The 22,964-nt window shown below is 36.3% G+C and carries 20 protein-coding genes and 2 tRNA genes; all 22 read right to left on the bottom strand.

What is annotated here, in order from left to right; translation table 11 throughout:
• Nucleotides 1-31: 31 nt before the first annotated feature.
• Nucleotides 32-907, bottom strand: a complete 876-nt coding sequence (gene hslO, locus AAG068_RS00380; protein WP_149178473.1) for a redox-regulated molecular chaperone HslO — start codon at nt 905-907, stop codon at nt 32-34.
• A gap of 6 nt (nt 908-913) precedes the next feature.
• Complete coding sequence (locus AAG068_RS00375; protein WP_000578367.1) at nt 914-1,702, bottom strand: type III pantothenate kinase; 789 nt, start codon at nt 1,700-1,702, stop codon at nt 914-916.
• 225 nt (nt 1,703-1,927) lie between these two features.
• Nucleotides 1,928-3,829 (bottom strand): ATP-dependent zinc metalloprotease FtsH, encoded by a 1,902-nt coding sequence (gene ftsH / locus AAG068_RS00370; RefSeq protein ID WP_001079658.1) that lies wholly within the window; start codon nt 3,827-3,829, stop codon nt 1,928-1,930.
• Between the two features lie 85 nt (nt 3,830-3,914).
• The gene (gene hpt, locus AAG068_RS00365; protein WP_000981838.1) at nt 3,915-4,457 is read right to left on the bottom strand and encodes a hypoxanthine phosphoribosyltransferase; all 543 of its coding nucleotides are present in this window, start codon (nt 4,455-4,457) and stop codon (nt 3,915-3,917) included.
• Nucleotides 4,454-5,884, bottom strand: a complete 1,431-nt coding sequence (tilS, locus tag AAG068_RS00360; RefSeq protein WP_342716600.1) for a tRNA lysidine(34) synthetase TilS — start codon at nt 5,882-5,884, stop codon at nt 4,454-4,456. The genes hpt and tilS overlap by 4 nt, the downstream gene beginning before the upstream one ends.
• A 219-nt stretch (nt 5,885-6,103) precedes the next feature.
• A complete protein-coding gene (spoIIE, locus tag AAG068_RS00355) occupies nt 6,104-8,575 on the bottom strand; it encodes a stage II sporulation protein E (protein ID WP_342716599.1) in 2,472 nt (823 codons plus the stop codon).
• Nucleotides 8,576-8,836: 261 nt separating this feature from the next.
• Nucleotides 8,837-8,908: transfer RNA gene (locus AAG068_RS00350), tRNA-Glu, on the bottom strand.
• A gap of 14 nt (nt 8,909-8,922) precedes the next feature.
• A tRNA-Met gene (locus tag AAG068_RS00345) sits at nt 8,923-8,996 on the bottom strand.
• A 160-nt stretch (nt 8,997-9,156) separates the two neighbouring features.
• Complete coding sequence (locus AAG068_RS00340; RefSeq protein WP_000021452.1) at nt 9,157-9,639, bottom strand: S1 domain-containing RNA-binding protein; 483 nt, start codon at nt 9,637-9,639, stop codon at nt 9,157-9,159.
• 87 nt (nt 9,640-9,726) lie between these two features.
• Nucleotides 9,727-10,086, bottom strand: a complete 360-nt coding sequence (gene divIC / locus AAG068_RS00335; protein ID WP_001208736.1) for a cell division protein DivIC — start codon at nt 10,084-10,086, stop codon at nt 9,727-9,729.
• Nucleotides 10,083-10,736, bottom strand: a complete 654-nt coding sequence (yabQ, locus tag AAG068_RS00330; RefSeq protein ID WP_342716598.1) for a spore cortex biosynthesis protein YabQ — start codon at nt 10,734-10,736, stop codon at nt 10,083-10,085. Before yabQ ends, divIC begins: the two co-directional genes overlap by 4 nt.
• Nucleotides 10,733-11,041 (bottom strand): sporulation protein YabP, encoded by a 309-nt coding sequence (gene yabP / locus AAG068_RS00325; protein ID WP_001059101.1) that lies wholly within the window; start codon nt 11,039-11,041, stop codon nt 10,733-10,735. Before yabP ends, yabQ begins: the two co-directional genes overlap by 4 nt.
• Nucleotides 11,042-11,099: 58 nt before the next feature.
• Nucleotides 11,100-11,375 (bottom strand): RNA-binding S4 domain-containing protein, encoded by a 276-nt coding sequence (locus tag AAG068_RS00320; protein ID WP_342716597.1) that lies wholly within the window; start codon nt 11,373-11,375, stop codon nt 11,100-11,102.
• 14 nt (nt 11,376-11,389) lie between these two features.
• A complete protein-coding gene (gene mazG / locus AAG068_RS00315; RefSeq protein WP_342716596.1) occupies nt 11,390-12,850 on the bottom strand; it encodes a nucleoside triphosphate pyrophosphohydrolase in 1,461 nt (486 codons plus the stop codon).
• 12 nt (nt 12,851-12,862) lie between these two features.
• Complete coding sequence (locus AAG068_RS00310) at nt 12,863-14,464, bottom strand: putative polysaccharide biosynthesis protein (RefSeq protein WP_342716595.1); 1,602 nt, start codon at nt 14,462-14,464, stop codon at nt 12,863-12,865.
• A gap of 228 nt (nt 14,465-14,692) precedes the next feature.
• A complete protein-coding gene (spoVT, locus tag AAG068_RS00305) occupies nt 14,693-15,229 on the bottom strand; it encodes a stage V sporulation protein T (protein ID WP_000648302.1) in 537 nt (178 codons plus the stop codon).
• A 136-nt stretch (nt 15,230-15,365) separates the two neighbouring features.
• Complete coding sequence (gene mfd, locus AAG068_RS00300) at nt 15,366-18,896, bottom strand: transcription-repair coupling factor (protein WP_342716594.1); 3,531 nt, start codon at nt 18,894-18,896, stop codon at nt 15,366-15,368.
• A gap of 105 nt (nt 18,897-19,001) precedes the next feature.
• Nucleotides 19,002-19,226: an anti-sigma-F factor Fin gene (locus AAG068_RS00295; protein WP_342716593.1), complete on the bottom strand. Its 225-nt coding sequence runs from the start codon at nt 19,224-19,226 to the stop codon at nt 19,002-19,004.
• 71 nt (nt 19,227-19,297) lie between these two features.
• The gene (gene pth, locus AAG068_RS00290) at nt 19,298-19,858 is read right to left on the bottom strand and encodes an aminoacyl-tRNA hydrolase (RefSeq protein ID WP_001979768.1); all 561 of its coding nucleotides are present in this window, start codon (nt 19,856-19,858) and stop codon (nt 19,298-19,300) included.
• Nucleotides 19,859-19,930: 72 nt separating this feature from the next.
• A complete protein-coding gene (locus AAG068_RS00285; protein ID WP_000107420.1) occupies nt 19,931-20,884 on the bottom strand; it encodes a ribose-phosphate diphosphokinase in 954 nt (317 codons plus the stop codon).
• A gap of 18 nt (nt 20,885-20,902) precedes the next feature.
• A complete protein-coding gene (glmU, locus tag AAG068_RS00280) occupies nt 20,903-22,282 on the bottom strand; it encodes a bifunctional UDP-N-acetylglucosamine diphosphorylase/glucosamine-1-phosphate N-acetyltransferase GlmU (RefSeq protein ID WP_000071036.1) in 1,380 nt (459 codons plus the stop codon).
• 323 nt (nt 22,283-22,605) lie between these two features.
• The gene (spoVG, locus tag AAG068_RS00275) at nt 22,606-22,899 is read right to left on the bottom strand and encodes a septation regulator SpoVG (RefSeq protein WP_000454041.1); all 294 of its coding nucleotides are present in this window, start codon (nt 22,897-22,899) and stop codon (nt 22,606-22,608) included.
• Nucleotides 22,900-22,964 lie beyond the last annotated feature (65 nt).

Raw genomic sequence — 22,964 nt, 5'->3', positions numbered from 1 at the left:
TTTAGAGGGTGAATCCCCTTAATTTCCCTTATTACAAATTCTCAATTAAATTTGTAATATCTTCTTTAGAAAACTTATATCGCTCATTACAGAAATGACAATGAACTTCTGTTTCTTCTTCTTCTTCACGAACTTGCTCTAACTCCGTTTTACCTAAACTAATTAACACACTCTCAATACGTTCGCGTGAGCATGTGCAATTAAATTGAACATCCATCGTTTCTAATACTTTTACTTTATCTTCTCCAAGAACTGCATACAGTAACTCTTCTGGAGAAAGCCCTTGTTCAATCAATGTTGATACAGGAGGAATCTTCTGCAAACGATCTTCAATGAATGAAATTGTTTCTTCCTGCGCACCCGGCATAATTTGAAGGATAAATCCACCTGCCGCTAATATGCTGTCATCTCCATTTACAAGAACGCCAACACCTACAGAAGAAGGCGTCTGCTCAGAAACTGCAAAATAATACGTGAAGTCTTCCCCTAATTCTCCTGAAACAATTGGAGATTGACCAATAAACGGCTCACGCATACCAATATCTTTAATTACTGTTACAAATCCTTCAGTACCTACAGCTTGATATACACGTAATTTCCCTTGTTCCGTTCCTTCAAAGTCAACATGTGGATTCGTTACGTAACCACGTACATCCCCATTTGCATGAGCATCTACTAAGATAGGACCAATCGGGCCATTACCTTCTACCTTAATCGTTAGCTTTTGTTCACCTTTTAACATTGCGCCCATCATTGTACCTGCAGTTAAAGAACGACCAAGTGCCGCTGAAGCTGTTCTCCATGTATCATGACGTCTTTGCGCCTCACTTACCGTGTTAGTAGTACGTACACTATACGCACGCACTTCTCCATCAAACGCTAACGCTTTTACTAAATAATCTTTCATACTTATTTATTCACCTTTCTCATGCTGTAAATTTGCATTACGCTCGTATAACATATACAAACCTTTTAATGTTAAGAATGGATCTACAACATCAATTACATTCGATTCTTCTGAAATTAATTTCGCCAATCCACCTGTTGCAATAACTTTCGGTTCTTGTTTAGCTTCCTCTTTCATACGCTTAACAATACCTTCCACTTGTCCAACATAACCATAAAGAATACCAGATTGCATCGCACTTACCGTATTTTTCCCAACAACACTGCTTGGTTTTGTGATTTCAATACGAGGAAGTTTTGCCGCCCTACTGTATAAAGCCTCTGCTGAAATCATAATTCCCGGTGTAATAACGCCACCCATATAATGCTTTTCTTCGTTAATATAACAATATGTAGTAGCCGTACCGAAATCGACAATAATAAGCGGACTTCCATATAAGTGGATTCCAGCTACTGCATTTACAATTCGGTCCGCACCTACTTCACGTGGATTTTCATATTTAATATTTAGCCCGGTTTTTATTCCAGGACCTACTACAAGCGGTTTAATTTTAAAATACTTTTCACACATGCGCTCTAAAGCAAACATAATTGGTGGTACGACCGAAGACACGATAATACCTTTCACATCTTCAAACGAAAGACCCTCGTGCTCAAGCAACTGCTTTACAAGCATTCCATATTCATCTTCTGTCTTATGACGATCTGTTTCCATGCGCCAATGTTGACGAAGTTCCCCCTCTTCAAACACGCCTAGTACAGCATTTGTGTTCCCTACATCCAATACAAAAATCATATTCTCACCACTTATCTTATTTAATCTATATTTGTGCAGTATGTGTAAAACTTATAAAAACATCATATCACACATACTTATATAATCAGCTTTTCTATCCTCATCATTTTACAAAAAGATTACGCTCTATTTCAATTTTTAATACCATATTTATTTAAATTCTTTTTCCACTTCATTTCGTTACACAAATAAAAAAAGGAGTGACCACCGTCACTCCTTCATCTCTTACTTATCTTCTGATTCTTCATCGTCCTTCTTCATGTTGATGTTTACTTTCACATCAGCTGAAGATGTTGGACGTTCTGGCAATCTGCCGTAATCACATAAATGATTGATTTGCTCAGCATCTAACGTTTCTACTTCAAGTAACGTTTTTGCAATAAGATCTAGTTTATCACGATTTTCAGTAAGAATGTCTTTTGCACGAGCATAACATTCTTTCATAATCGTTTGCATTTCCACATCGATGTCGTGTGCAATTGCATCACTGTAGTTTTGTTCTGAATGGAAGTCTCTTCCTAAGAACACTTGACCACCTTGCGAACTACCAAATTGCATTGGTCCAAGCTTATCACTCATACCGAATTCCGTAACCATACGTCTTGCGATACCAGTCGCACGTTGGAAGTCGTTATGAGCACCTGTACTCACTTCACCAAATACAATCTCCTCAGCTACTCGACCACCAAGTAAACCAGTGATTTTATCAAGTAACTCTGGCTTTGTCATGAAGTAACGATCTTCTTTCGGAAGCATTACTGCATATCCACCAGCTTGACCTCGAGGGACAATTGTTACTTTATGAACGACATCAGCTTCATCAAGAACAACACCAATTACAGTATGGCCTGCTTCATGGAAAGCGACGATATTACGTTCTTTTTCAGAGATAACACGACTTTTCTTAGCCGGACCTGCAATAACACGATCCGTTGCTTCATCAATGTCACTCATATCAATTTTCTTCTTATCTTGGCGCGCAGCTACTAAAGCAGCTTCGTTTAATAAGTTTTCAAGATCAGCACCAGAGAATCCTGGTGTACGAGTTGCAATTGCTCTTAAGTTGATATTCTCATCAAGCGGTTTATTACGAGCATGTACTTTAAGTACAGCTTCACGGCCATTTACATCTGGACGATCTACTGTAATTTGACGGTCAAAACGACCTGGACGTAATAATGCTGGGTCAAGAATATCAGGACGGTTTGTCGCAGCGATGATAATAATACCTTCGTTTGCGCCGAATCCATCCATTTCAACAAGTAATTGGTTCAACGTTTGCTCGCGCTCATCATGGCCACCACCAAGACCTGCGCCACGTTGACGTCCTACTGCATCAATTTCATCAATGAAAATGATACAAGGAGCATTTTTCTTTGCATTTTCGAATAAATCACGTACACGTGATGCACCGACACCGACAAACATCTCTACGAAGTCAGAACCACTGATAGAGAAGAACGGAACGCCTGCCTCACCTGCAACAGCACGTGCTAATAAAGTTTTACCTGTACCTGGAGGTCCAACTAATAGAACACCCTTCGGAATACGAGCACCAACTTCAGCGAACTTACGAGGATCTTTCAAGAATTCAACTACCTCAACAAGCTCTTGTTTCTCTTCATCCGCCCCAGCAACATCTCTGAAACGAACCTTTTTCTTTTCATCATTATATAACTTCGCCTTACTTTTCCCGAAGTTCATAACACGGCTACCGCCGCCCTGAGCTTGGTTTAACAAGAAGAAGAATAAAATGAAGATAATAACAAACGGAATGATAGAAGTAAAGAATGTTACCCAAGCACTTGTTTCTTCTGCTGGTTGATACTTAACTTCAGCACCTTGCGCTTTGTCATTAATTTTCTTTTGTAATTCCTCGGTATTTGGTGCGTAAGTAACAAATTGTTCTCCTTGGCTAGAGTTGTTAAATTGTCCTTTTACCTCAAATACACCATTTTTCGGTTGAAGTTGCACATTACGAACTTCACCTTTTTCTAGTTTAGTAATGAATTTATCGTAGCTAACTGATGTCGTTTTTTGTGTCGAACCATTAAAATAGCTCACGATTCCAATTACTACTAGGAATATCAGTAAATAAAAGATGGTATTACGGAAGATACGATTCATTCCTAACCTCCTCTCACGGCATAAACACTATAGTAAATCGTAACATAGAAAAACTTTCCTATACAATTGTGACGCCTGTATTTAATTAATTTGAGTAAACGCTTGGTTTTAATACTCCTACATAAGGAAGATTACGGTACTGCTCTTTATAATCTAATCCATACCCTACAACAAATTCATGTGGTACAGTAAATCCAACATAATCCGCTTTCAAATCTACCTTACGGCCTGTTGGTTTATCTAATAACGTAACAATTTTTACAGACTTCGCTTTACGATATTTAAATAGGTCTACTAAGTAGCTTAGTGTAAGACCGCTATCAATAATATCTTCAACGATTAAAATATCGCGACCTTCTACAGAAGTATCAAGGTCTTTTAAAATTTTCACTTCGCCTGTTGAAACAGTTGAGTGACCGTAACTAGATACAGCCATAAAATCCATTTCAAGATATGTATCTGTTCTCTTTAATAAATCTGCCATGAATGGCATTGCACCCTTTAGTACACCAATCGCAAGAGGTACTGTATTTTTATAATCCTCTGCAATAATTGCACCTAACTCGAGCACCTTTTCTTGTATTTGTTCTTCAGAAATTAATACTTTTTCGATATCTTGATTCATCATTTCATTATCCTCCCGGAAGACTCCTTGCTTTTGTAGTGAATAATCATATATTTATCTTTCTTTGTTACCTCTTTCGAGATAGCAAATGCAGATCGCTTTAACAAGGGTATCCAAATAATGTTCCCACTTGCATCACAAACGACCGGCCATTCTTCTCTTTTTTCTCTTGGTACTTTCGCTTCGATAAAAATAGCTTTTATCTTTTTGGTGCCATTCATACCTTGTATTGACATGCGATCTCCATTTTCTCTAGAACGAATACGAAGTGGATATGATATATCATTATACTTAGCAACAAAAACTGTTTCATTCATGTTACTTGGTATATCTTCGCTCACCTCTGTTACAAGCATATCCCCGTTCGATAGCGTAATTGTCCCGGGCACTGATAAATCTTGTAAAAAAGGGGAAACAATTTCTTGTTTAAATTCAAAGCTGCACTCCTCGTATGCGCGAACAATTTTTAAATCACCTGGGAAATCAAGTGAACCCGAAGGTTGTGTCCGCTTAAAAAACTCAATCACTTTGTCAATATGTATAGAGGAAAGAGAAGATGGAATCTTATATTCATAAAGATAGTTTAATATTAGTTGAATCCCTCTTCTTTGTAAAGGCATAGACATGGATTCAAAGGCAGGAATTGATAAGCTAATTTGTTTATCACTTTTTTTTGTAATTACTTTATTCATTTTCTCAAAAGCTAATTCCTGCAAATACGCCTCATCCTCTTGCATCTGCATGCTAAATTTTTGGAACTTCTCATGCACTTGTGGATTTTCTTCTTTCAAATGAGGAAGAACATATTTACGTAATCGATTCCTTGTATATACTTCCTTTTTATTACTTGGATCTATACGAGGAATTATTTTTAGCTTATGACAGTAATCAATAATCTCTTCCTTCGTTACTCCAAGTAACGGCCTAATTAAATACCCATTATGAAAAGGACGCTTCACTGCAATTCCTGCATATCCTTTTGGAGTACTCCCTCTTACAAGGCGCATTAAAATCGTCTCTACTTGATCATCACCATGATGTCCAAGGGCTACATACCTCGCATCATATTTCTTCATTATTCTTTCCAAAAATGCATATCTGCATTCTCTAGCAGCAACTTGTGCATTCATCACGTATTGCTGTTGATATTGCGACACATTAATCCTTATCGTTTCGCAAATAACTCCCAGTCCTTTACAAAGGTCCTGCACAAACTGTAGGTCCTCATGAGATTCATCACCTCTAAACATATGATCCACATGCGCCACTACAATCTCAAACTGTTTTGCTGCTCTTTTTTCTAACAAATAATATAGAAGAGCTAAAGAGTCAGGACCACCAGAAACCCCTACAACAATTGTTGAGCGTTCCTTTAATACATCATGCTGCTTTACAAAGTCATCTACTTTTTCAACAAATGTATCTTTCAACTTCGTAATCACCTTTCATTAAACAAGAACAGCAACGTTAGTTACCTTGTTTATAATGGTACAACTTTTACAAACATTGTGCAAAAAAAAGATATACAAAAATTACATTTTTATCTTACATCATCCGTACATATTCGCAAAAATAATATTATTATCTTTTAAAGCAAAAAAACCTAGGCATCCACCTAGGTTTTTAGAGAGAAACATCACACTTCAAGTTTATTGCGCTTGCATTCCTACAATTGGAATGGTAGCCCACTTCGGCATATTTTTCTTCACTTTCGCTACTACAATAGTCATATCATCATTTATATAACCATCGCCAGAGCGAATCACCTCTTCCATAATGATATCAGCAATTTCTTGTGGATCTTCAGTTTGTAACTCTTTAATTTTCCGCTTCATCCATAACTCGTGATTCTCCACATGCTGCGCGCCCTCAAAAATCCCATCACTCATCATAATAAGAATATCGCCCGTCTTTAATTGCTCACCCACTACATCAACTTCAACATCCTCAATAATTCCCATTGGTAAATTACTTGCCTCAATTTTCAAAATATTATTTGCGCGTTTAACAAAACTCGGCGTCGATCCAATCTTTAAAAACTTCGCACTCGCATCCCGCAAATCTACCATAGCTAAGTCTAATGTCGTAAACATCTCTTCTGTTGTTCTTAAAGAAAGAATAGAGTTAATAGATTTAATCGCTATCTCCTCATCGATGCCTGACTGAAGTATTTTTTGTAATAATTTCACTGTTTCTTTACTCTCCATATGAGCTCTTTGCCCATTTCCCATGCCATCACTAATTGCAAGGGCATATTTCCCAACACTTAAATCCATCATCGCATAAGAATCACCCGAAACAAACCCACCGCCTTTTGCAGCTGTGGCCAAGCCGGTATCAAGAGAATACGTTTTTGCTGAACCAAATGATATTAAGCTGTGGCCGTTCGGGTAAGAAGATTTTTCTTCATGTTTCACAACTATATTTTCCTTTAGGATATCAGAAAGCATTGGTGCAACTAATTTTTCACACTCTCCATGTTCATTAGATGCAACTGGAATCAACATTTCAATATCAATACTTCCTCTATCTAAACAATAAATATCAACATGCTCTATTTCTACACCAAAATCACGAAATGCTTGCAGAATCTGTTCTTCCTGTACTTGATGATTTTCTCTTTCTCTTTGTATCTCCTTGGAAAAATCCTCCATAACCTTTGATACACCTAACAATTGCTCCGCTACTATTCTACGATTTTCTTTCATTTGTTTTCGTAATTTTTGTCCCTCATAGAAGTGATCTAATTCACCTGCTACTAAATCCGTCACTTTCTTGCCTCTCACACAATGCTTGTCCCATTCACGAACTAACTTCCGATTATGCTGCAGAGTTCCTTCTTCTGTTTCGCTCATTATTTGTTTCATATAATCGTACGTTTTATCGAAATTAACTACCCAGCATTGATCTTTCTTAAAACACGTTTGACATGTTTTTGCAGTAATTGTACTTAAGAACAAATCTGCCTCTGTCTCTTTATCTTCCTCCTCCACATATCCATATACAGAAAAGCTATTAGATAAAGCAGCAAATACATTGGCAAATTGATTGATTTTATTCGCTGTAACATCACGCATTCTTCTTAAATACTGTTGTTGATCTTGCGAATGCTCCTGTGTGCCTGGCATGAATTTAGCAATACGATCCATAACAAGTTTCGGCGTTAATAAGAAGAAAGCAATTGCTACACCAGATTCAATTAAAGTTGTCACAATGTTTGTTTGCTTGTCTACATATAGCGTAATCAAGCTCGTCCCAATTAATAAACCTAAACTAACACCTAATCGCTTCCCTTCTTTTAGCAAACCACCAAGCAATCCAGAAAAAGCAAGCAGACTAAGTTGGGACAAACTGGAGACATTCGCCAAACTCAATATTAATCCAGTGACAACTCCCACTGTAGACCCTGTAGCAGCTCCCGCGATAAATGCAAACACGAGCACTAAATATCTAGTAAAAATATGTTGAATAGAAGCGTCATATACAAACCAATCTGTTGTACCTGTTAAAACAGATGCTAGTAATATAATTAAACAAACGATTTCTTCCGTCTCTAATGCTTGTTGTTTCCCTTTTCTTTCTACTAAAAGCGGGACACTTTGTAAAAATATCATAGTTAATACGAAGCTAAGCCCTGCCTCAATCGTACTAACGAGTAAATCGTACATGGTAACAGTTTGTTGTGCAAAATATACAACAACTAAATGTGCGGTTAATGCGGAGATAAATACTTGGAATGGTACAAGTCCAACAGTTTTACGTGTAAACCGACTAAAGAAGATATTATAAATGAAGAAAGTAAAGATAGATGCAAAGGTAAAGAATAAATTATCTATCGAAACTGAAAGTGCGCCTCCCATTAGAGCCAAGAACGCGAGCGGCATTTTATCCCGCTTCATAACATAAACAGCAGCAAAAAACGGCAGTGCAAACGGTAAAATGTTTGTTAATATATATGCTCGTCCCAAAAGAAAACCAATAACAACAATAATAAATCCCCATCTAAAGAAAACTTGTTCAAACTTCATTCGCAACTTACTCGTCCACTTTACTCCTCCAAGCTGACCTTCATTCATTGCCAATGCACTTGTATTCATAGTATTCCTTCCTGCTTTAGGCATATTTTTAACACCACCTGCATAGTTTAATTACTGTCATTATAAAAGATGATTATTGGGATTTTTGTCAAAACAACAGTTTTCACTTTTATAATCGTTCGACTTTTTATTCGAAATAACTCTACATATATACACGGTATGTATTTTATTTTTAATATTTTAACCGAACATTCAGAAAATATAGGGTGATTTTGTAGAAGTGTTGTATGTCTTAATTTATTTAACAAAAAAAAGATCATGCACATTTGCATGATCTTTTTTAGATGACCCGTACGGGATTCGAACCCGTGTTACCGCCGTGAAAGGGCGGTGTCTTAACCACTTGACCAACGGGCCGTTAAAATTAAATATAGCGGCGGAGGGGATCGAACCCCCGACCTCACGGGTATGAACCGTACGCTCTAGCCAGCTGAGCTACACCGCCATGTCGTCTTATTTAACGGACAATTAGTATCTTACCCTAGATATAATTTAAAGTCAACACATCTTGAAAACTTTTTTAAAAATATATTTTCACATATAAAAAAGCACCCCGAGCAATCGCCCTGGGCACCTCTCTATATACTAAGAATTAAACATTGTTATTATCCGCGACGTGCGCCACGGCCACCACGTTTAGATTCTGTGTTACGCTTTAAAGAAGTTAAACGATCTTCGCTATCCTTTAAGAAACGTGCCATCTTTTGCTCGAATGTTTCTTTTGGAGCACGGTCGTTACCGCCACCACGGTTATCTCTGTTGAAAGAACGATTACGTTGTGGACGTCCAGAACGTTGTTGATCACCACCGCGTTGGTATTCACCACGTGGACGATCTCCTTCTGTTTTTTCACGCTCTTTCGCTTTTTTAATAGATAGACCGATCTTACCATCTTTTTCAACGTTAATAACTTTTACTTCTACTTGGTCGCCCACTTTTAAGTGATCGTTAATATCTTTCACATAATTATCAGCAACTTCACTAATATGAACAAGACCCGTTAAGCCTTCTGGCAGCTCCACAAAAGCCCCAAAATTTGTAATACCTGTTACTTTACCCTGTAACTTGCTGCCTACCTCGATTGACATAAAAAAAATGCTCCTCCTTAGTGGTTAAAAAGTCAAATTTTACTTTATTATATATAATCCTAAAATATAGTGTCAATAAGACATACTCTACTTAGAAACAGGAAAAATTATCTCCCCTTTTCCAGAGAAGAAATAATCCCTTCTAGCAATCTTTAATACGTACTCTTCATCATTCAACTTTTGAACTTCGTCTTTTAGACTTTTTTCTTTGTTCGTTAATGAATCCAGTTCTTTTTTCATGTCCTTAACTTTTGCTTCTTTTGCTTTAATGGAACTGTTTTGTTGATAAAACGTTACACTAATACTCGCAATAATTGTAAAAGCAAAGACAAGAAAAACCGCTAAACGGCGATAAAGTCGCTTCCTGTTCTCATCCGTTTGTATTATATGCTCTTTAACAGGATTTGGACTCTGTTTTTCGATTGTTCTTTGTCTCAGTTCCCTCATTTCCGAGGTCCCCCTAACTTCTTTTTTATACGCTCCCATAATTGGAAGATATGTTCCTTCAATTTTGCTATATATTGCAGGAACCCTACATGTTTCATTATAAAAAGTTTAACACGATTAGGGAGAAGTTTCCATATGAGCGAAGCAATAAATCGAACAGGCCAGAAAAAAACTTTCCATATGAAAAGTAATATCCAAATCACCATTTTCCATAACACATGTCCAATTGAAAGCAGTATACGAAATAAGAATAATATAAATGCAATAAATAGCTGCGCTATAATAATAACAGGTTTTATCATGAGTAGCTTTATAATTTGAACAAAAAAGTGTGTTGTTTGCATAAAAATATAGATGAGAAAATTTAACAGTCTCATGTATATTGCTTTCAATAAGCTTTGATACGCCGCAAAACCACATAATAATGCCAAAAATACATATATACGTAGTTCAGCTTCATTTACAAGAAGCAATACGTAAAAGACGAATAATGCTTGGACAATCCAAAATAGTATATCATGTATAAACACAAGCCAACGTTTACGTTCTTGCCGCTTTAAAAATCGTTGGTATGTATCTAAAGACGCTCCAATCCAAGCACCCATTCCGATCATTGAGAGCATCGTATACAACTGAATTGTTAGGCTCATTTAAACAACTTACTAAAGAATCCTTTAGTTTTCTCCCCTTGATTCTCATCAATATACAGCATCTCATGAACTTTCCCTTTAATCGATACAACACCTTTTTCCACATCTAAATTTTTCATTTGCAAATTTTGACCACGAATTGTTAAAAAGCCCATTACAGTCTCAAGCAAAAACTCTTCACTATCAAAACTCTCTACCTGCTTTACACCGGTAATATCAATTACACGCCTGCCACGCATAATAATATCATGCTCTACAGAAACATTTTGTTGATTAGAAGACATAGGTGAGTAACCATTATTCACGTAAATCCCCCCATACATTTATACTAGCTAATAGTAATGTATGAAGGGATAATCGATTTTAGAACAAGCCTTCTTCAGCCTTTACCTTTTCTTCGCTAACTAAACTATACATATTTGTGGCATCTTCTTTTTTAGTCGTTTCTTTCAATTCATTTATTTTTACAGTTACTATTTTTTGACCAAAACGAATTGTTAATTCATCAGCTACTTTCACATCTGAACTCGCTTTTGCCACTTGACCATTAATTGATATTCTTCCTTGATCAGCTACTTCTTTTGCTAATGTTCTTCTTTTAATTAAACGTGATACTTTTAAAAACTTATCTAAACGCATATCAAATCCCCCTATTAACGCTCTGTTTGTTTTGCCTCTTCCCATAAAACATCCAACTGCTCTAATGATAAATCTTGCATCTCTTTATTCATTTCAGCTACCTTTGCTTCCATGTATAAGAAACGACCGACAAATTTCTCATTTGTTGAACGTAACGCTTCTTCTGGATCTATTTTATAATGACGAGCTATATTAACAAACGCAAATAGTAAATCGCCGAATTCACTTAACATCTTCGCCTCATCCATGTTTGTAACTTCTTGTTGGAACTCGTGCCATTCTTCTAAGGCTTTCTCTATCATCGGTTGCACATCAACCCAATCGAAACCAACCTTACCAGCTTTTTTCTGAATTTCATACGCACGTAGTAACTGCGGCAAACTTTTTGGAACTCCATTTAAAACGGATTCTTTCACAAATCCTTTTTCTTGTTTTTTAATTTCTTCCCAATTGGCAAGTACTTCATCGGCACTATTTACATCTGTATTCCCAAATACATGCGGATGACGACGAACCATTTTCTCAGATAAAGTTCGAATAATATCATCTATAGAGAACCAACCTTCATCTTCTCCGATTTGAGCATGCAGCATAACTTGTAGTAATACGTCACCTAGTTCCTCTACTAAGTGATCGTCATCCTCTTCATCAATTGCTTCCAATACTTCATAAGCTTCCTCAATTAAATACTTCTTTAAAGATTGATGCGTTTGCTTTTTATCCCACGGACAACCATTTGGGCCACGAAGGTCTGCAATAATTTCTCGAAGTACATCAAACTGTTGATACAAGGACGCACGTTCCTGAACTGGTGGTACATATACGCTCGTTAAGTTATTCAACTCCGTTTCATGATCTAACATGTACAACGGCACCTTTTTCACTTGTTCAAATGAAGTCCCTGCAGCTGTTACGATATACACTTCATAATCATCTGGCAGCATCTCCATTAATGTTAATTTCACATCTGATGCAACGAATGCGTCATATACTTGGCAAAAGATTAAGTGTTGACGTAATTCTAATTGTCCTCTTTCAAATGATGTAGCGTCAATTAATTGGAACCCTTCAATTGGATCAATCTTAAGACTTGCAAACATAGGATCAAGGAAACTTTGTCCACCTTCAATTCGCACTTCAATATTCGCTACTTCACTTTTTTCCAACAGTAGCTGAACCGTTCTTTCCGCTACAAGCGGATGCCCTGGAACAGCATAGATGATTTCTGCACCTTCAGCTTGTTTTAGCAATGTATTCGCAATTGTTTCATATACAATTTCAAATGTATCATGCGCTTCATATACATCGTCAAAAGCAGTATATTGTATACCTTCTTTCTCCAACTCTTCTATAACGGGATGTTCCTTCGTTCTAACAAACATGTGATCTGCTTCTTTTATTTTTCGATATACACCCATCGTTAACTGATCTAATTCACCAGCACCTAATCCTAAAATAGTAATGATTCCACTCACAACCTGCCACCTCTATCCACTCTTCTTCAATGAACCTTCTTTTGTCTCTTTTTTCACAACGGTTCCTATTTCCGCTTTTGTAAATACACGTAATTTTAAAATTAAAAACATATATGCTAATCCACCGATAGCTACACCTAATAATGCCTCAAGTGTCGCGATTCCTCTATGTTCCGTATCAATTACTAATCCAGACATTTGCAATACACGCATAAACACTATTAATACAAATCCCATACCGATACCACTAATAACTACACCTAACATATTCCGTTTGTCGATAAGCGATTCAGATACACCTCGCATAAGTAATACACTATTTAGTACAGAAATTACAATTAACGCAACTAGCGTTGCAATTGCAGCTCCCTTCACACCAAAATACGGCATTAATATATAATTTAAAGCTAACTTTAAACAACCCCCAAATATAACGAATATTGCTGGTTTTAATGTTTGTCCTAACCCTTGCAAAATAGAAGCGGTCGTAATTGACAATGAACTAAATAAAATAGATAAAGATAAAATGGATAAAACATCTGACCCATCACTATTTTCAAACAACATAATATTCGTAGGCTGAATAATACAAGTTAATCCAATGGCCGCTGCAAATCCAATAACAAATGTTATTTTCATTGCTAACTTTACCTTTTCTTGAATAAAGGTAAGATCTCCTCTTTCCTTCGCCGCTGTTATAATTGGAATAAGTGACAACGAGAAAGAAGTTGTTACGACAGTACCTAATTGCATAAGCGGGATACTTCTGTCATAAACACCTTTTAACACCTTTGCACTTTCAGCTTGCTCTCCTGCCCCAATAAGTAAAGAATAGAAAGAAACAGAATCAGCCATTTGTATAAAAATAAGCACTAAGTTACTAACACAAATCGCCAATCCTTGCCAAAACAGGATTTTAATGATCTTCTTTTTCCCTCTAATTCTCTTTACGCTTTTGAAGAATATAGAATGAAAATCATGACGCATATAAAGTACAAGTACGATAATCCCAATCAGTCCACCTGCGATTGAACCTAACATAGCACCTGCACCAACTGTATATAAATCAAATCCGTGAGCAATTAGGAATAGAGATAAAAATACAATAATAGAAACACGAATTGTTTGTTCTATCACTTGTGAAACAGCTGTTGGCATCATATTATTGAACCCCTGAAAATATCCTCTTGCTACAGATAAAAACGGCATCAATATGAATGAAAAGGAAATAACACGTAATAACTTATCTAAGTGTATATCACCCATAGCTGTTGCAATTGCTTCGGCACCAAAGAATAGTGTAAAAAATCCTATGAAACCAATCCCTAATAAAAACCAAAAAGATACACAGATAATTTCCTCTGCTTCTTGCTTTTTCCCTCGTCCTAATCGTTCCGCAACCATTTTTGAAATTATAATGGGGAACCCATAAGTAGCTAAAATTAAACAAAATCCATAAAACGGATAAATTTGTTGATAAATATAAAAACCAATGTCACCCGCTATATTTTGATATGGAATACGGTAAAAGGCGCTTAATACCTTTGTAACAAAACTTGCGATTGTTAATATAATAGCCCCTCGCCAAAAGGCTTGATACTTCTTCGATTCCATACAAGAAAACTCCTTTTTCTATTCTCACCCCTCGTATTATATCATAAAGAAAAGGACAAGCTTCCTTACCTACACGAGTAATCATACGTTCGTGCAACGCTAGAAATGTTCAACGAAAAAAGGTAGCAAAGCGCTACCTTCATTCAATATACATATCTCCAAATAATTGATCTCTCAAGAAGAAATATCATAATTAGGAAAGATTACTACTTCCAAAATTATACATCCTTACTGTTCCATTTGTTTCGCTAAGAAACTTGCAGCAGTATTAACTGCTTTATGCTCAATCTCGCTTATAATAGCTTCTTTTGAAAAAATAATGACAGCTCCAATTGGGTCTCCATTTGCAACAATTGGTCCAACTGTATAAGAATGAACCTTTTCTGTTACACCATCAATAATGGAAATATCACTTTCGTCCGTCATAATAACAGACTTTCTTTCTTCCATCGTTTTTTCAATTAGATCGCCAACGCTTTTATTTAAGTATTCTTTTTTTGATACACCTGATACTGCGATAATAGAATCTCGATCGCATACAAGCACATTATGTCCTAAGCTATCATATAAAGCATCTGCATATTCTTTTGCAAAATCACCTAGTTCGCTAATTGGAGAATATTTCTTTAAAATTACTTCTCCATCGCGATCTACAAATATTTCTAGTGGGTCCCCTTCTCGAATACGTAAAGTTCTACGAATTTCCTTCGGGATTACTACCCTACCTAAATCATCAATTCGACGTACGATTCCAGTTGCTTTCATTCTAATGCTGCCTCACTTTCTACTGATGATCAAAGTGGTGAATTTACCTGTTCATGTAAAAATCACCAACTGTTAGACATAGTATTTTACACATTAGTTCTTCTATGCACGTCGAATTGCATTTTTTTATCTAATATTAGGCATTTATGACTTCTTTTTTTACATCTGGCAAGCCTTTTAATAAATTTTCAGCAATTGTTAACCACTTCGATGTCTCTAAGCCATTTGTTTTCATAACGATTTTCAATTGTGATCCTTCCATTCCCAGACCAATCATACGTCCAAAACTATTTCCAAGCATGAATAATTTTCCGCCATCAATGTTTTGACTCGCTTGTTCTGAGAACAGAATTGTTACTTCAAATTTATTTTGCTTAATTAACTCAATTTGTTCTTTCATTGCCAACACTTTAATATTTGCGATTTGTAATAAGTAACCAACTTCTTGCGGGTAATCACCAAATCTATCTATCATCTCTTCCTGCAACTCTTCAATATCCTCAATTGCAGAAACACCTCTAAATTGTTTATACATCATAATTTTTTGTTTACTATCTGAAATATAAGCATCCGGTAAATATGCATCTACTTCTAAATCAATTTCAACATTAACGGTATTTTCAACTCCGTCTGTTCCTCTACGCTGTTCAATTGCATCTTTTAACATTTGAGAATATAAATCAAAGCCGACAGAATCAATAAATCCATGTTGTTCGGCTCCTAACAAGTTACCCGCACCACGAATTGATAAGTCTCTCATCGCAATTTTGAAACCTGATCCAAGCTCTGTGAACTCTTTAATGGCTTGCAGACGCTTCTCAGCAACTTCTGATAACACCTTATCTCGTTTGTATGCAAAGTATGCATACGCAACACGATTAGAACGTCCAACACGTCCACGGAGCTGATACAACTGTGATAATCCCATACGATCTGCATCAAATACAATTAACGTATTTACATTCGGAATATCTACACCCGTCTCAATAATCGTTGTACTTACAAGAACGTCATGCTGCCCTTCTAAAAACGATAGCATAACAGACTCTAATTCACTTTCGTTCATTTTCCCGTGTGCATAAGTTACACGCGCGTCTGGAACTAACATCGAAATTTCATCTGCTTTTCGTTCGATATCCTCTACACGATTATACAGGAAGTAAACTTGACCACCTCTTGCAAGCTCTCGTTCTATCGCTTCTCGCATTAATGCTGGATTATACTCTACTACATACGTTTGAACCGGGAAACGATTTTCCGGCGGCGTCTCAATAACAGATAAATCACGCACACCAAGCATAGACATATGGAGCGTACGCGGAATTGGAGTTGCCGTTAATGTTAATACATCGACATTCGCTTTTAATTGTTTAATTTTTTCTTTATGCGTTACACCAAATCTTTGTTCTTCATCAATAATAAGAAGACCTAAATCTTTATAAGTAACATCTTTAGATAAAATACGATGTGTTCCAATTACAATGTCTACTGTGCCATCTTTTAGGCCCTTAATCGTTTCATTTTGCTGTTTTCTCGTACGGAATCTACTTAACAATCCTATATTAATTGGATAATCTTGAAAACGCTCTCGAATTGTTTCATAGTGTTGTTGCGCAAGGATCGTTGTCGGCACTAAAATTGCAACTTGCTTTTCATCCATAATCGCCTTAAACGCCGCACGAATAGCTACTTCTGTCTTTCCATACCCTACATCGCCACAAAGAAGCCTATCCATTGGACGTCCTCGTTCCATATCCTTTTTAATCTCTTCAATAGAACGTAATTGATCCTCTGTCTCTTGATACGGGAAAGAAGACTCAAATTCTTGTTGTTCTGCCGTATCTGGTGTATATGCATAACCCTTTGAAGCTTCACGCTCTGCATATAGTTTAATTAGGTCATCTGCAATATCTTGTACAGATTTTTCAACTTTCGTTTTGACCTTCTTCCAATCGTTTCCGCCCAATTTATAAACTTTCGGATCCTTACCTTCAGATCCTACATATTTTTGCACTTGGTCAATTTGTTCGATTGGAACGTATAACTTATCATTACCTTGGTATTTAATATTTAAATAATCTTTATGGACACCATTAATCTCTAATGTTTCGATACCTAAAAATTTACCTATACCATGATTTACATGAACTACATAATCCCCAACTTTTAATTCCGAATAACTTTTAATACGTTCAGCATTAGATAACTTTTGCTTACGTTGTGATTTTTTAACTTTCTTATGAAAAAGCTCTTTTTCAGTAATGACAACAAGTTTTTGCATCGGCATTTCAAATCCTGCATGTAAATCACCTACAGCAATTTGTAACCTTCCAGGCAATAATATATCTGTGCCCTCTACAATATCTGCCTCAATATCATAGTCACTTAAAATATGTTGTAGTTTTTTTACACGTTCATCATCTGTGCCTAGCACAACCGTCGTAAAATGCCCTTCGTTCCATCTATCAATTTCAGTTTTCAATAACTGCATCTGTCCATGGAAATCTTGCATTGTCTTACATGTTACATTCACAATGTTTTGTGGGTGTGTATGGGCGATATGACGTAAGAATAACGTTAAATATACAAAGCTTCTTTTTTTATGATGAAGAAATTCTTCAAACGAGTGGGAGAAAGATAAATCTTGAATAATCGTTCCCTCACCAAGAAGTGATATATACCATTCCGCCTCTTCCGTTTCAAGATGTGATGCTGTTTCTTGAATACGGGAAATCTCATCTAAAATCACAACACCATCTTCTGGTAAATAATCTATCAGACTAGCAGGTTCGTTATAGAAAATAGATAAATATTTAAACATCTGTTCTATACTTTGCCCGTTTTTTAACATCTCAATTTCATGACTTACCGTCTCAAGCACCGTAGTCTTCAATTTGTCATCGGAAAGTTTTTGCATCGTCTTAGTCAAGCCTTCTTCAAGATGCTTAATCCCCGATTTCAATTCTTCCTGTGAAAATAAGAACTCCGTTGCTGGGCCGAATCTAACACTTTCTTTTTTATCTTGAGAGCGCTGTTCATCCACATCAAATAATCGAATAGAATCGACTTCTGTGTCGAAGAATTCAATACGAACTGGTAACTCTTCAGTTAGTGGATAAATATCTAATATTCCCCCGCGCAAACTAAATTCCCCAGGAGCTTCTACCATCGACTTACGCTCATAGCCAATATGATGTAAGGTATGCAAGAATGTATCTAAATCAATCTCTTGCCCTAGACTGATTTCGATTTGCCTTTGCTTCCACAATTCTTTCATTGGTAAAAATCTGCGTAACCCTGCGACTGGTGCTACAATAATCCCATGCTCTCCTGCAGCTAAGCGATTTAATACTTCAATGCGTTGTGCCTTCAATTCTGGGCTTGCAACACCAAGTTCTGATGCTATCAATTCATTTACTGGGTATAGCCACACATCTTTTTCACCAAGTAACGCCACTAAATCTTCGTGTACTTTTTGTGCTTGATATAAATTATGCGTCACAATAAGTTGTGATTTTTTTGTTTTTTTATATAAGGCCGCCATTAATAACGAACGAGAAGAGGTTGCCATACCTGATACAAGTTGCTCTTTTAAACCATCTTCTAATCCATTAATAACCGATTGGATCTCTTCATTTTTATAAAATTGCTCTAATAAACCTATCATTTTCAAAACCCCTCTCAACATAAAGAGCAAGCCGCTGTATTTTATGCAAATATTTCGGAAAAAGAAAACAGAAAAATGCTTTGGACATGCCAAAGCGACAACATTTTATTGCAGAAATTTTTCATATTCATAATACTCAGGATAAGATGCGAGCGTTTCTTGACACAATTCACAAATCGTTTGTATATATATATTTCCATTCTCATGAAAATGAATCATCTCTACTACTTCTTGCTCTGTTAGTTGAAATAAAACGTCGCTATATACTTTTTCTGCGGTAACGGAGCCTACATCACTCCCGCAATGTCTGCAATAATAATACCCTTCCATACTAGCCTCCTATAAAATCCAATTACTGCTAGTATGGGTAAAAATAAAATAAAATATTCTCAATCATACCCTTAACTATTGAAAGTATTCATGATTTGAAGAAAAGGTTTATTTAACCATTCTTCACATGCATCCGCCGCTTTTTCAATAGAATGATTAACATCAGGAATTTCTTCTGATGTAAAACGTCCTAATACGTAATCTACTACCTTCATTCCGTTTTTCGGACGATCAATTCCCATGCGGATACGCTGAAACTCTTGTGTTCCTAAATGTGAAATTGTTGATTTCACACCATTATGTCCACCAGCACTACCTTTCATACGAAGGCGTAATTTACCTACAGGGATGTCTAAATCATCATACAGAACAACGAAGTCCTCTACATCAATTTTGTAATAATCCATAAGCGGACGAATGCTTTCCCCAGATAAATTCATATATGTAAGTGGCTTTAATAAGATTACTTTTTCTCCATTAACAAATCCTGCACCAAATACTCCTTTAAATTTTTGTTCGTTTAAAGAAATATTCCAACGCTTTGCAAGTTCATCAATTGCCATAAACCCAATATTATGCCTTGTTAATTCATATTCTCTACCCGGGTTCCCAAGTCCTACTATCAATTTCATTCTTGTACCACTACTTTCTTTTTTCGATACGAAAAGACGTAACCAATCTTGGTTACGTCTCATTCTATCCAATTAATTGAATAATACACTTACAGATTCTTCTTCGTATACACGAATGATTGCTTCTCCAATTAGTGGAGCAACTGAAAGTTCATGTACTTTGTCGATTTTCTTCTCTTCTGGTAATACGATAGAGTTCGTTACAACTAACTCTTTAATATTTGAGTTTTGGATACGCTCAATTGCTGGACCAGATAATACTGGGTGTGTACAGCAAGCATATACTTCAGAAGCACCGTTCTCAACAAGAGCGTTTGCTGCTAATGTAATTGTACCAGCTGTATCAATGATGTCATCAATTAAAATTGCCGTTTTACCTTCAATATTACCGATAATGTTCATTACCTCTGATACATTTGGACGAGGACGACGCTTATCAATAATAGCGATTGGCGCTTTTAGGCGATCTGCCATTTTTCTAGCACGAGTTACTCCACCGTGATCAGGTGACACGATTACGATATCTTTAAGACCTTTTGTTTCAAAGTAATCTGAAAGAATCGGTACACCCATTAGGTGGTCGATTGGGATATCAAAGAACCCTTGAATTTGTGGAGCATGTAAATCTAGAGTGATTACACGAGTTGCACCTGCTGTTTCAAGCAAGTTTGCTACAAGTTTCGATGTAATTGGTTCACGAGAACGCGCTTTACGGTCTTGACGCGCATAACCATAGTAAGGAATAACAATATTAATTGTTTTTGCAGATGCACGCTTTAATGCATCGATCATAATAAGTAATTCCATGATATGTTCGTTTACTGGGAAGCTTGTAGATTGAATAATGAATACATCGCAACCACGGATACTTTCTTCAATGTTAATTTGAACTTCTCCATCACTAAAACGATCAACAGAACATTTTCCTAGCCCTACTCCAATGTGCTTTGCAATTTGCTCCGCAAGTTCCTTATTAGAGTTTAAAGAGAATACTTTCAAATTAGAATTTAGATATTGAGTCGACATCTAGATTAACCCTCCACATTATGATTTTTTCTTATTCAGCAATTGATCAACATAGTCTTCTTTGTTAACTTGACGTGCACGTGCTACAGATAATGCTTTTGATGGAACATTCTCTGTAATTGTAGAGCCTGCTGCCACATAAGCACCATCTTCAACTGTTACAGGAGCAACAAGGTTTGAATTACATCCAATAAATACCCCGTTACCAATCACAGTTTTGAATTTATTCTTACCGTCATAGTTCACCGTAATTGAACCACAACCAAGATTCACGTCTTCTCCAACTTGTGCATCCCCGATATAACTTAAGTGTGAAGCTTTACTTCTATTACCAAAGACAGTTTTTTTGATTTCCACGAAGTTTCCAACGCGTACTTCATCTCCAATAACTGAATCTGGGCGAATATGTGCAAATGGACCAACCGATACTTCTGTACCAAGTTTACTATCATGTACAGTAGATTGACGAATTGTCGTACGATCTCCAATTTCACTATCGCGAATTACTGTATGCGGTCCAATTTCACAATCAGAACCAATTACAGTGTTCCCCTCAATAATTGTTCCTGGATGAAGAACTGTATCACTACCGATAATTGCATCAGCAGAAATATATGTGTTACTTGGATCGATAATTGTAACACCATTTACCATATTCTTTCGGTTGATACGGTTTTTCATAATAATTTCCGCTTGCGATAGAGCGACTCTGTCGTTAACACCTAACGTTTCATCGAAGTGCTCTGTTTGATAAGCCGATACAATATGACCTTCATTTTTTAAAATCTCAATAACATCTGGCAGGTAATATTCACCTTGTACGTTATCATTTGAAACTTTAGAAAGTGAAGCGAATAAAGCTTTATTATCAAAACAATACGTACCTGTATTGATTTCTTTAATAGCTAATTCTTTCTCATTTGCATCCTTATGCTCAACAATCTTTTCAACATGACCGTTCTCATTACGAACGATACGACCATATCCAGCAGGTTCTTCTATGTACGCTGTTAGCACCGTTGCCATTGCCCCTGCTTCTTTATGTTGCTGAAGTAATGCTTCCATCGTTTCAGCAGTTATTAGCGGTGTATCACCACAAATAACTAAAGTTGTTCCTTCTTCATTTGCAAGTACACTTGCAGCTTGATCTACAGCATGCGCTGTACCAAGTTGTTCTGCTTGTAATGCAAACTCACTTACGTTTCCTAGCTGTTCTTGTACCATTTCAGCACCATGTCCTACGACTGTTACAAGTTTCTGCAATCCTAATTGAGATACTTGATCGACAACATGTTGTACCATAGGTTTTCCACATACAGGATGAAGCACTTTGTATAGCTTAGACTTCATACGTGTGCCTTTACCTGCAGCTAGAATCACTGCAAATCTGTTTGACATATAGACCCTCCATCGCAACCTATTTATCCATTAAAGATATTATCCTAAATCATCATATATTTCAAGAAACACATTTTAACTATTAAATTTTACCATAATTCTTATAAGATGTTTTACTCTTTAGTATCTTTTTTAAGAAATAAGCTATACTATTTAAAATGATTTTGAAAAAATTAGAAGTATCCCTCTTTCTTTTATTTAATTTAGAATTTTCTAAACAAAAATATATGTATAAACACAAAAAAACAAACCCCTGTAAATGCTTACAGGAGTTTGTTGCAAAATTATAGGACTTTCTCTAAAAAGCCCTTTTCATTCGAATTTTACGAAGCACCCGCTTCTTCAAACTCAACCTCTTCTAACTCGCCTAAACGATGATACTCTGTTAAAACCGCATCTTGAATTTTAGAGCGTGTACCAGAATTAATTGGATGTGCAATGTCACGGAACTCTCCATCTGGAGTACGTTTACTTGGCATTGCTACAAATAATCCATTATTACCATCAATTACACGAATATCATGAACAACAAATTCATGGTCTAGAGTAATAGAGGCAATTGCTCTCATGCGGCCTTCTGTGTTTACGCGGCGTAATCTTACGTCAGTCACTTCCATCTTGTGTTCACCACCCTTTTCTAAATAAGCGATATATTTGTATAAATTCCACAAAATTTCTAATT

The organism is Bacillus paramycoides (assembly GCF_038971285.1).
In the GTDB taxonomy this organism is placed as follows: Bacteria; Bacillota; Bacilli; order Bacillales; family Bacillaceae_G; genus Bacillus_A.
This window is presented reverse-complemented; position numbering and strand designations above follow the sequence as displayed.

What these genes read in the sequence shown, in the direction of transcription:
- yabQ (WP_342716598.1), bottom strand. Translation starts at nt 10,736, where the DNA reads ATGAGCCTAACAATTCAGTTGTATACGATGCTCTCAATGATCGGAATG.
- spoVG (WP_000454041.1), bottom strand. Translation starts at nt 22,899, where the DNA reads ATGGAAGTGACTGACGTAAGATTACGCCGCGTAAACACAGAAGGCCGC.
- AAG068_RS00310 (WP_342716595.1), bottom strand. Translation starts at nt 14,464, where the DNA reads ATGGAATCGAAGAAGTATCAAGCCTTTTGGCGAGGGGCTATTATATTA.
- divIC (WP_001208736.1), bottom strand. Translation starts at nt 10,086, where the DNA reads ATGAGGGAACTGAGACAAAGAACAATCGAAAAACAGAGTCCAAATCCT.
- AAG068_RS00340 (WP_000021452.1), bottom strand. Translation starts at nt 9,639, where the DNA reads ATGTCAATCGAGGTAGGCAGCAAGTTACAGGGTAAAGTAACAGGTATT.
- glmU (WP_000071036.1), bottom strand. Translation starts at nt 22,282, where the DNA reads ATGTCAAACAGATTTGCAGTGATTCTAGCTGCAGGTAAAGGCACACGT.
- hslO (WP_149178473.1), bottom strand. Translation starts at nt 907, where the DNA reads ATGAAAGATTATTTAGTAAAAGCGTTAGCGTTTGATGGAGAAGTGCGT.
- ftsH (WP_001079658.1), bottom strand. Translation starts at nt 3,829, where the DNA reads ATGAATCGTATCTTCCGTAATACCATCTTTTATTTACTGATATTCCTA.
- spoVT (WP_000648302.1), bottom strand. Translation starts at nt 15,229, where the DNA reads ATGAAAGCAACTGGAATCGTACGTCGAATTGATGATTTAGGTAGGGTA.
- AAG068_RS00375 (WP_000578367.1), bottom strand. Translation starts at nt 1,702, where the DNA reads ATGATTTTTGTATTGGATGTAGGGAACACAAATGCTGTACTAGGCGTG.
- AAG068_RS00295 (WP_342716593.1), bottom strand. Translation starts at nt 19,226, where the DNA reads ATGGAAGGGTATTATTATTGCAGACATTGCGGGAGTGATGTAGGCTCC.
- AAG068_RS00285 (WP_000107420.1), bottom strand. Translation starts at nt 20,884, where the DNA reads ATGTCGACTCAATATCTAAATTCTAATTTGAAAGTATTCTCTTTAAAC.
- spoIIE (WP_342716599.1), bottom strand. Translation starts at nt 8,575, where the DNA reads ATGCCTAAAGCAGGAAGGAATACTATGAATACAAGTGCATTGGCAATG.
- mfd (WP_342716594.1), bottom strand. Translation starts at nt 18,896, where the DNA reads ATGATAGGTTTATTAGAGCAATTTTATAAAAATGAAGAGATCCAATCG.
- pth (WP_001979768.1), bottom strand. Translation starts at nt 19,858, where the DNA reads ATGAAATTGATAGTAGGACTTGGGAACCCGGGTAGAGAATATGAATTA.
- AAG068_RS00320 (WP_342716597.1), bottom strand. Translation starts at nt 11,375, where the DNA reads ATGCGTTTAGATAAGTTTTTAAAAGTATCACGTTTAATTAAAAGAAGA.
- hpt (WP_000981838.1), bottom strand. Translation starts at nt 4,457, where the DNA reads ATGATGAATCAAGATATCGAAAAAGTATTAATTTCTGAAGAACAAATA.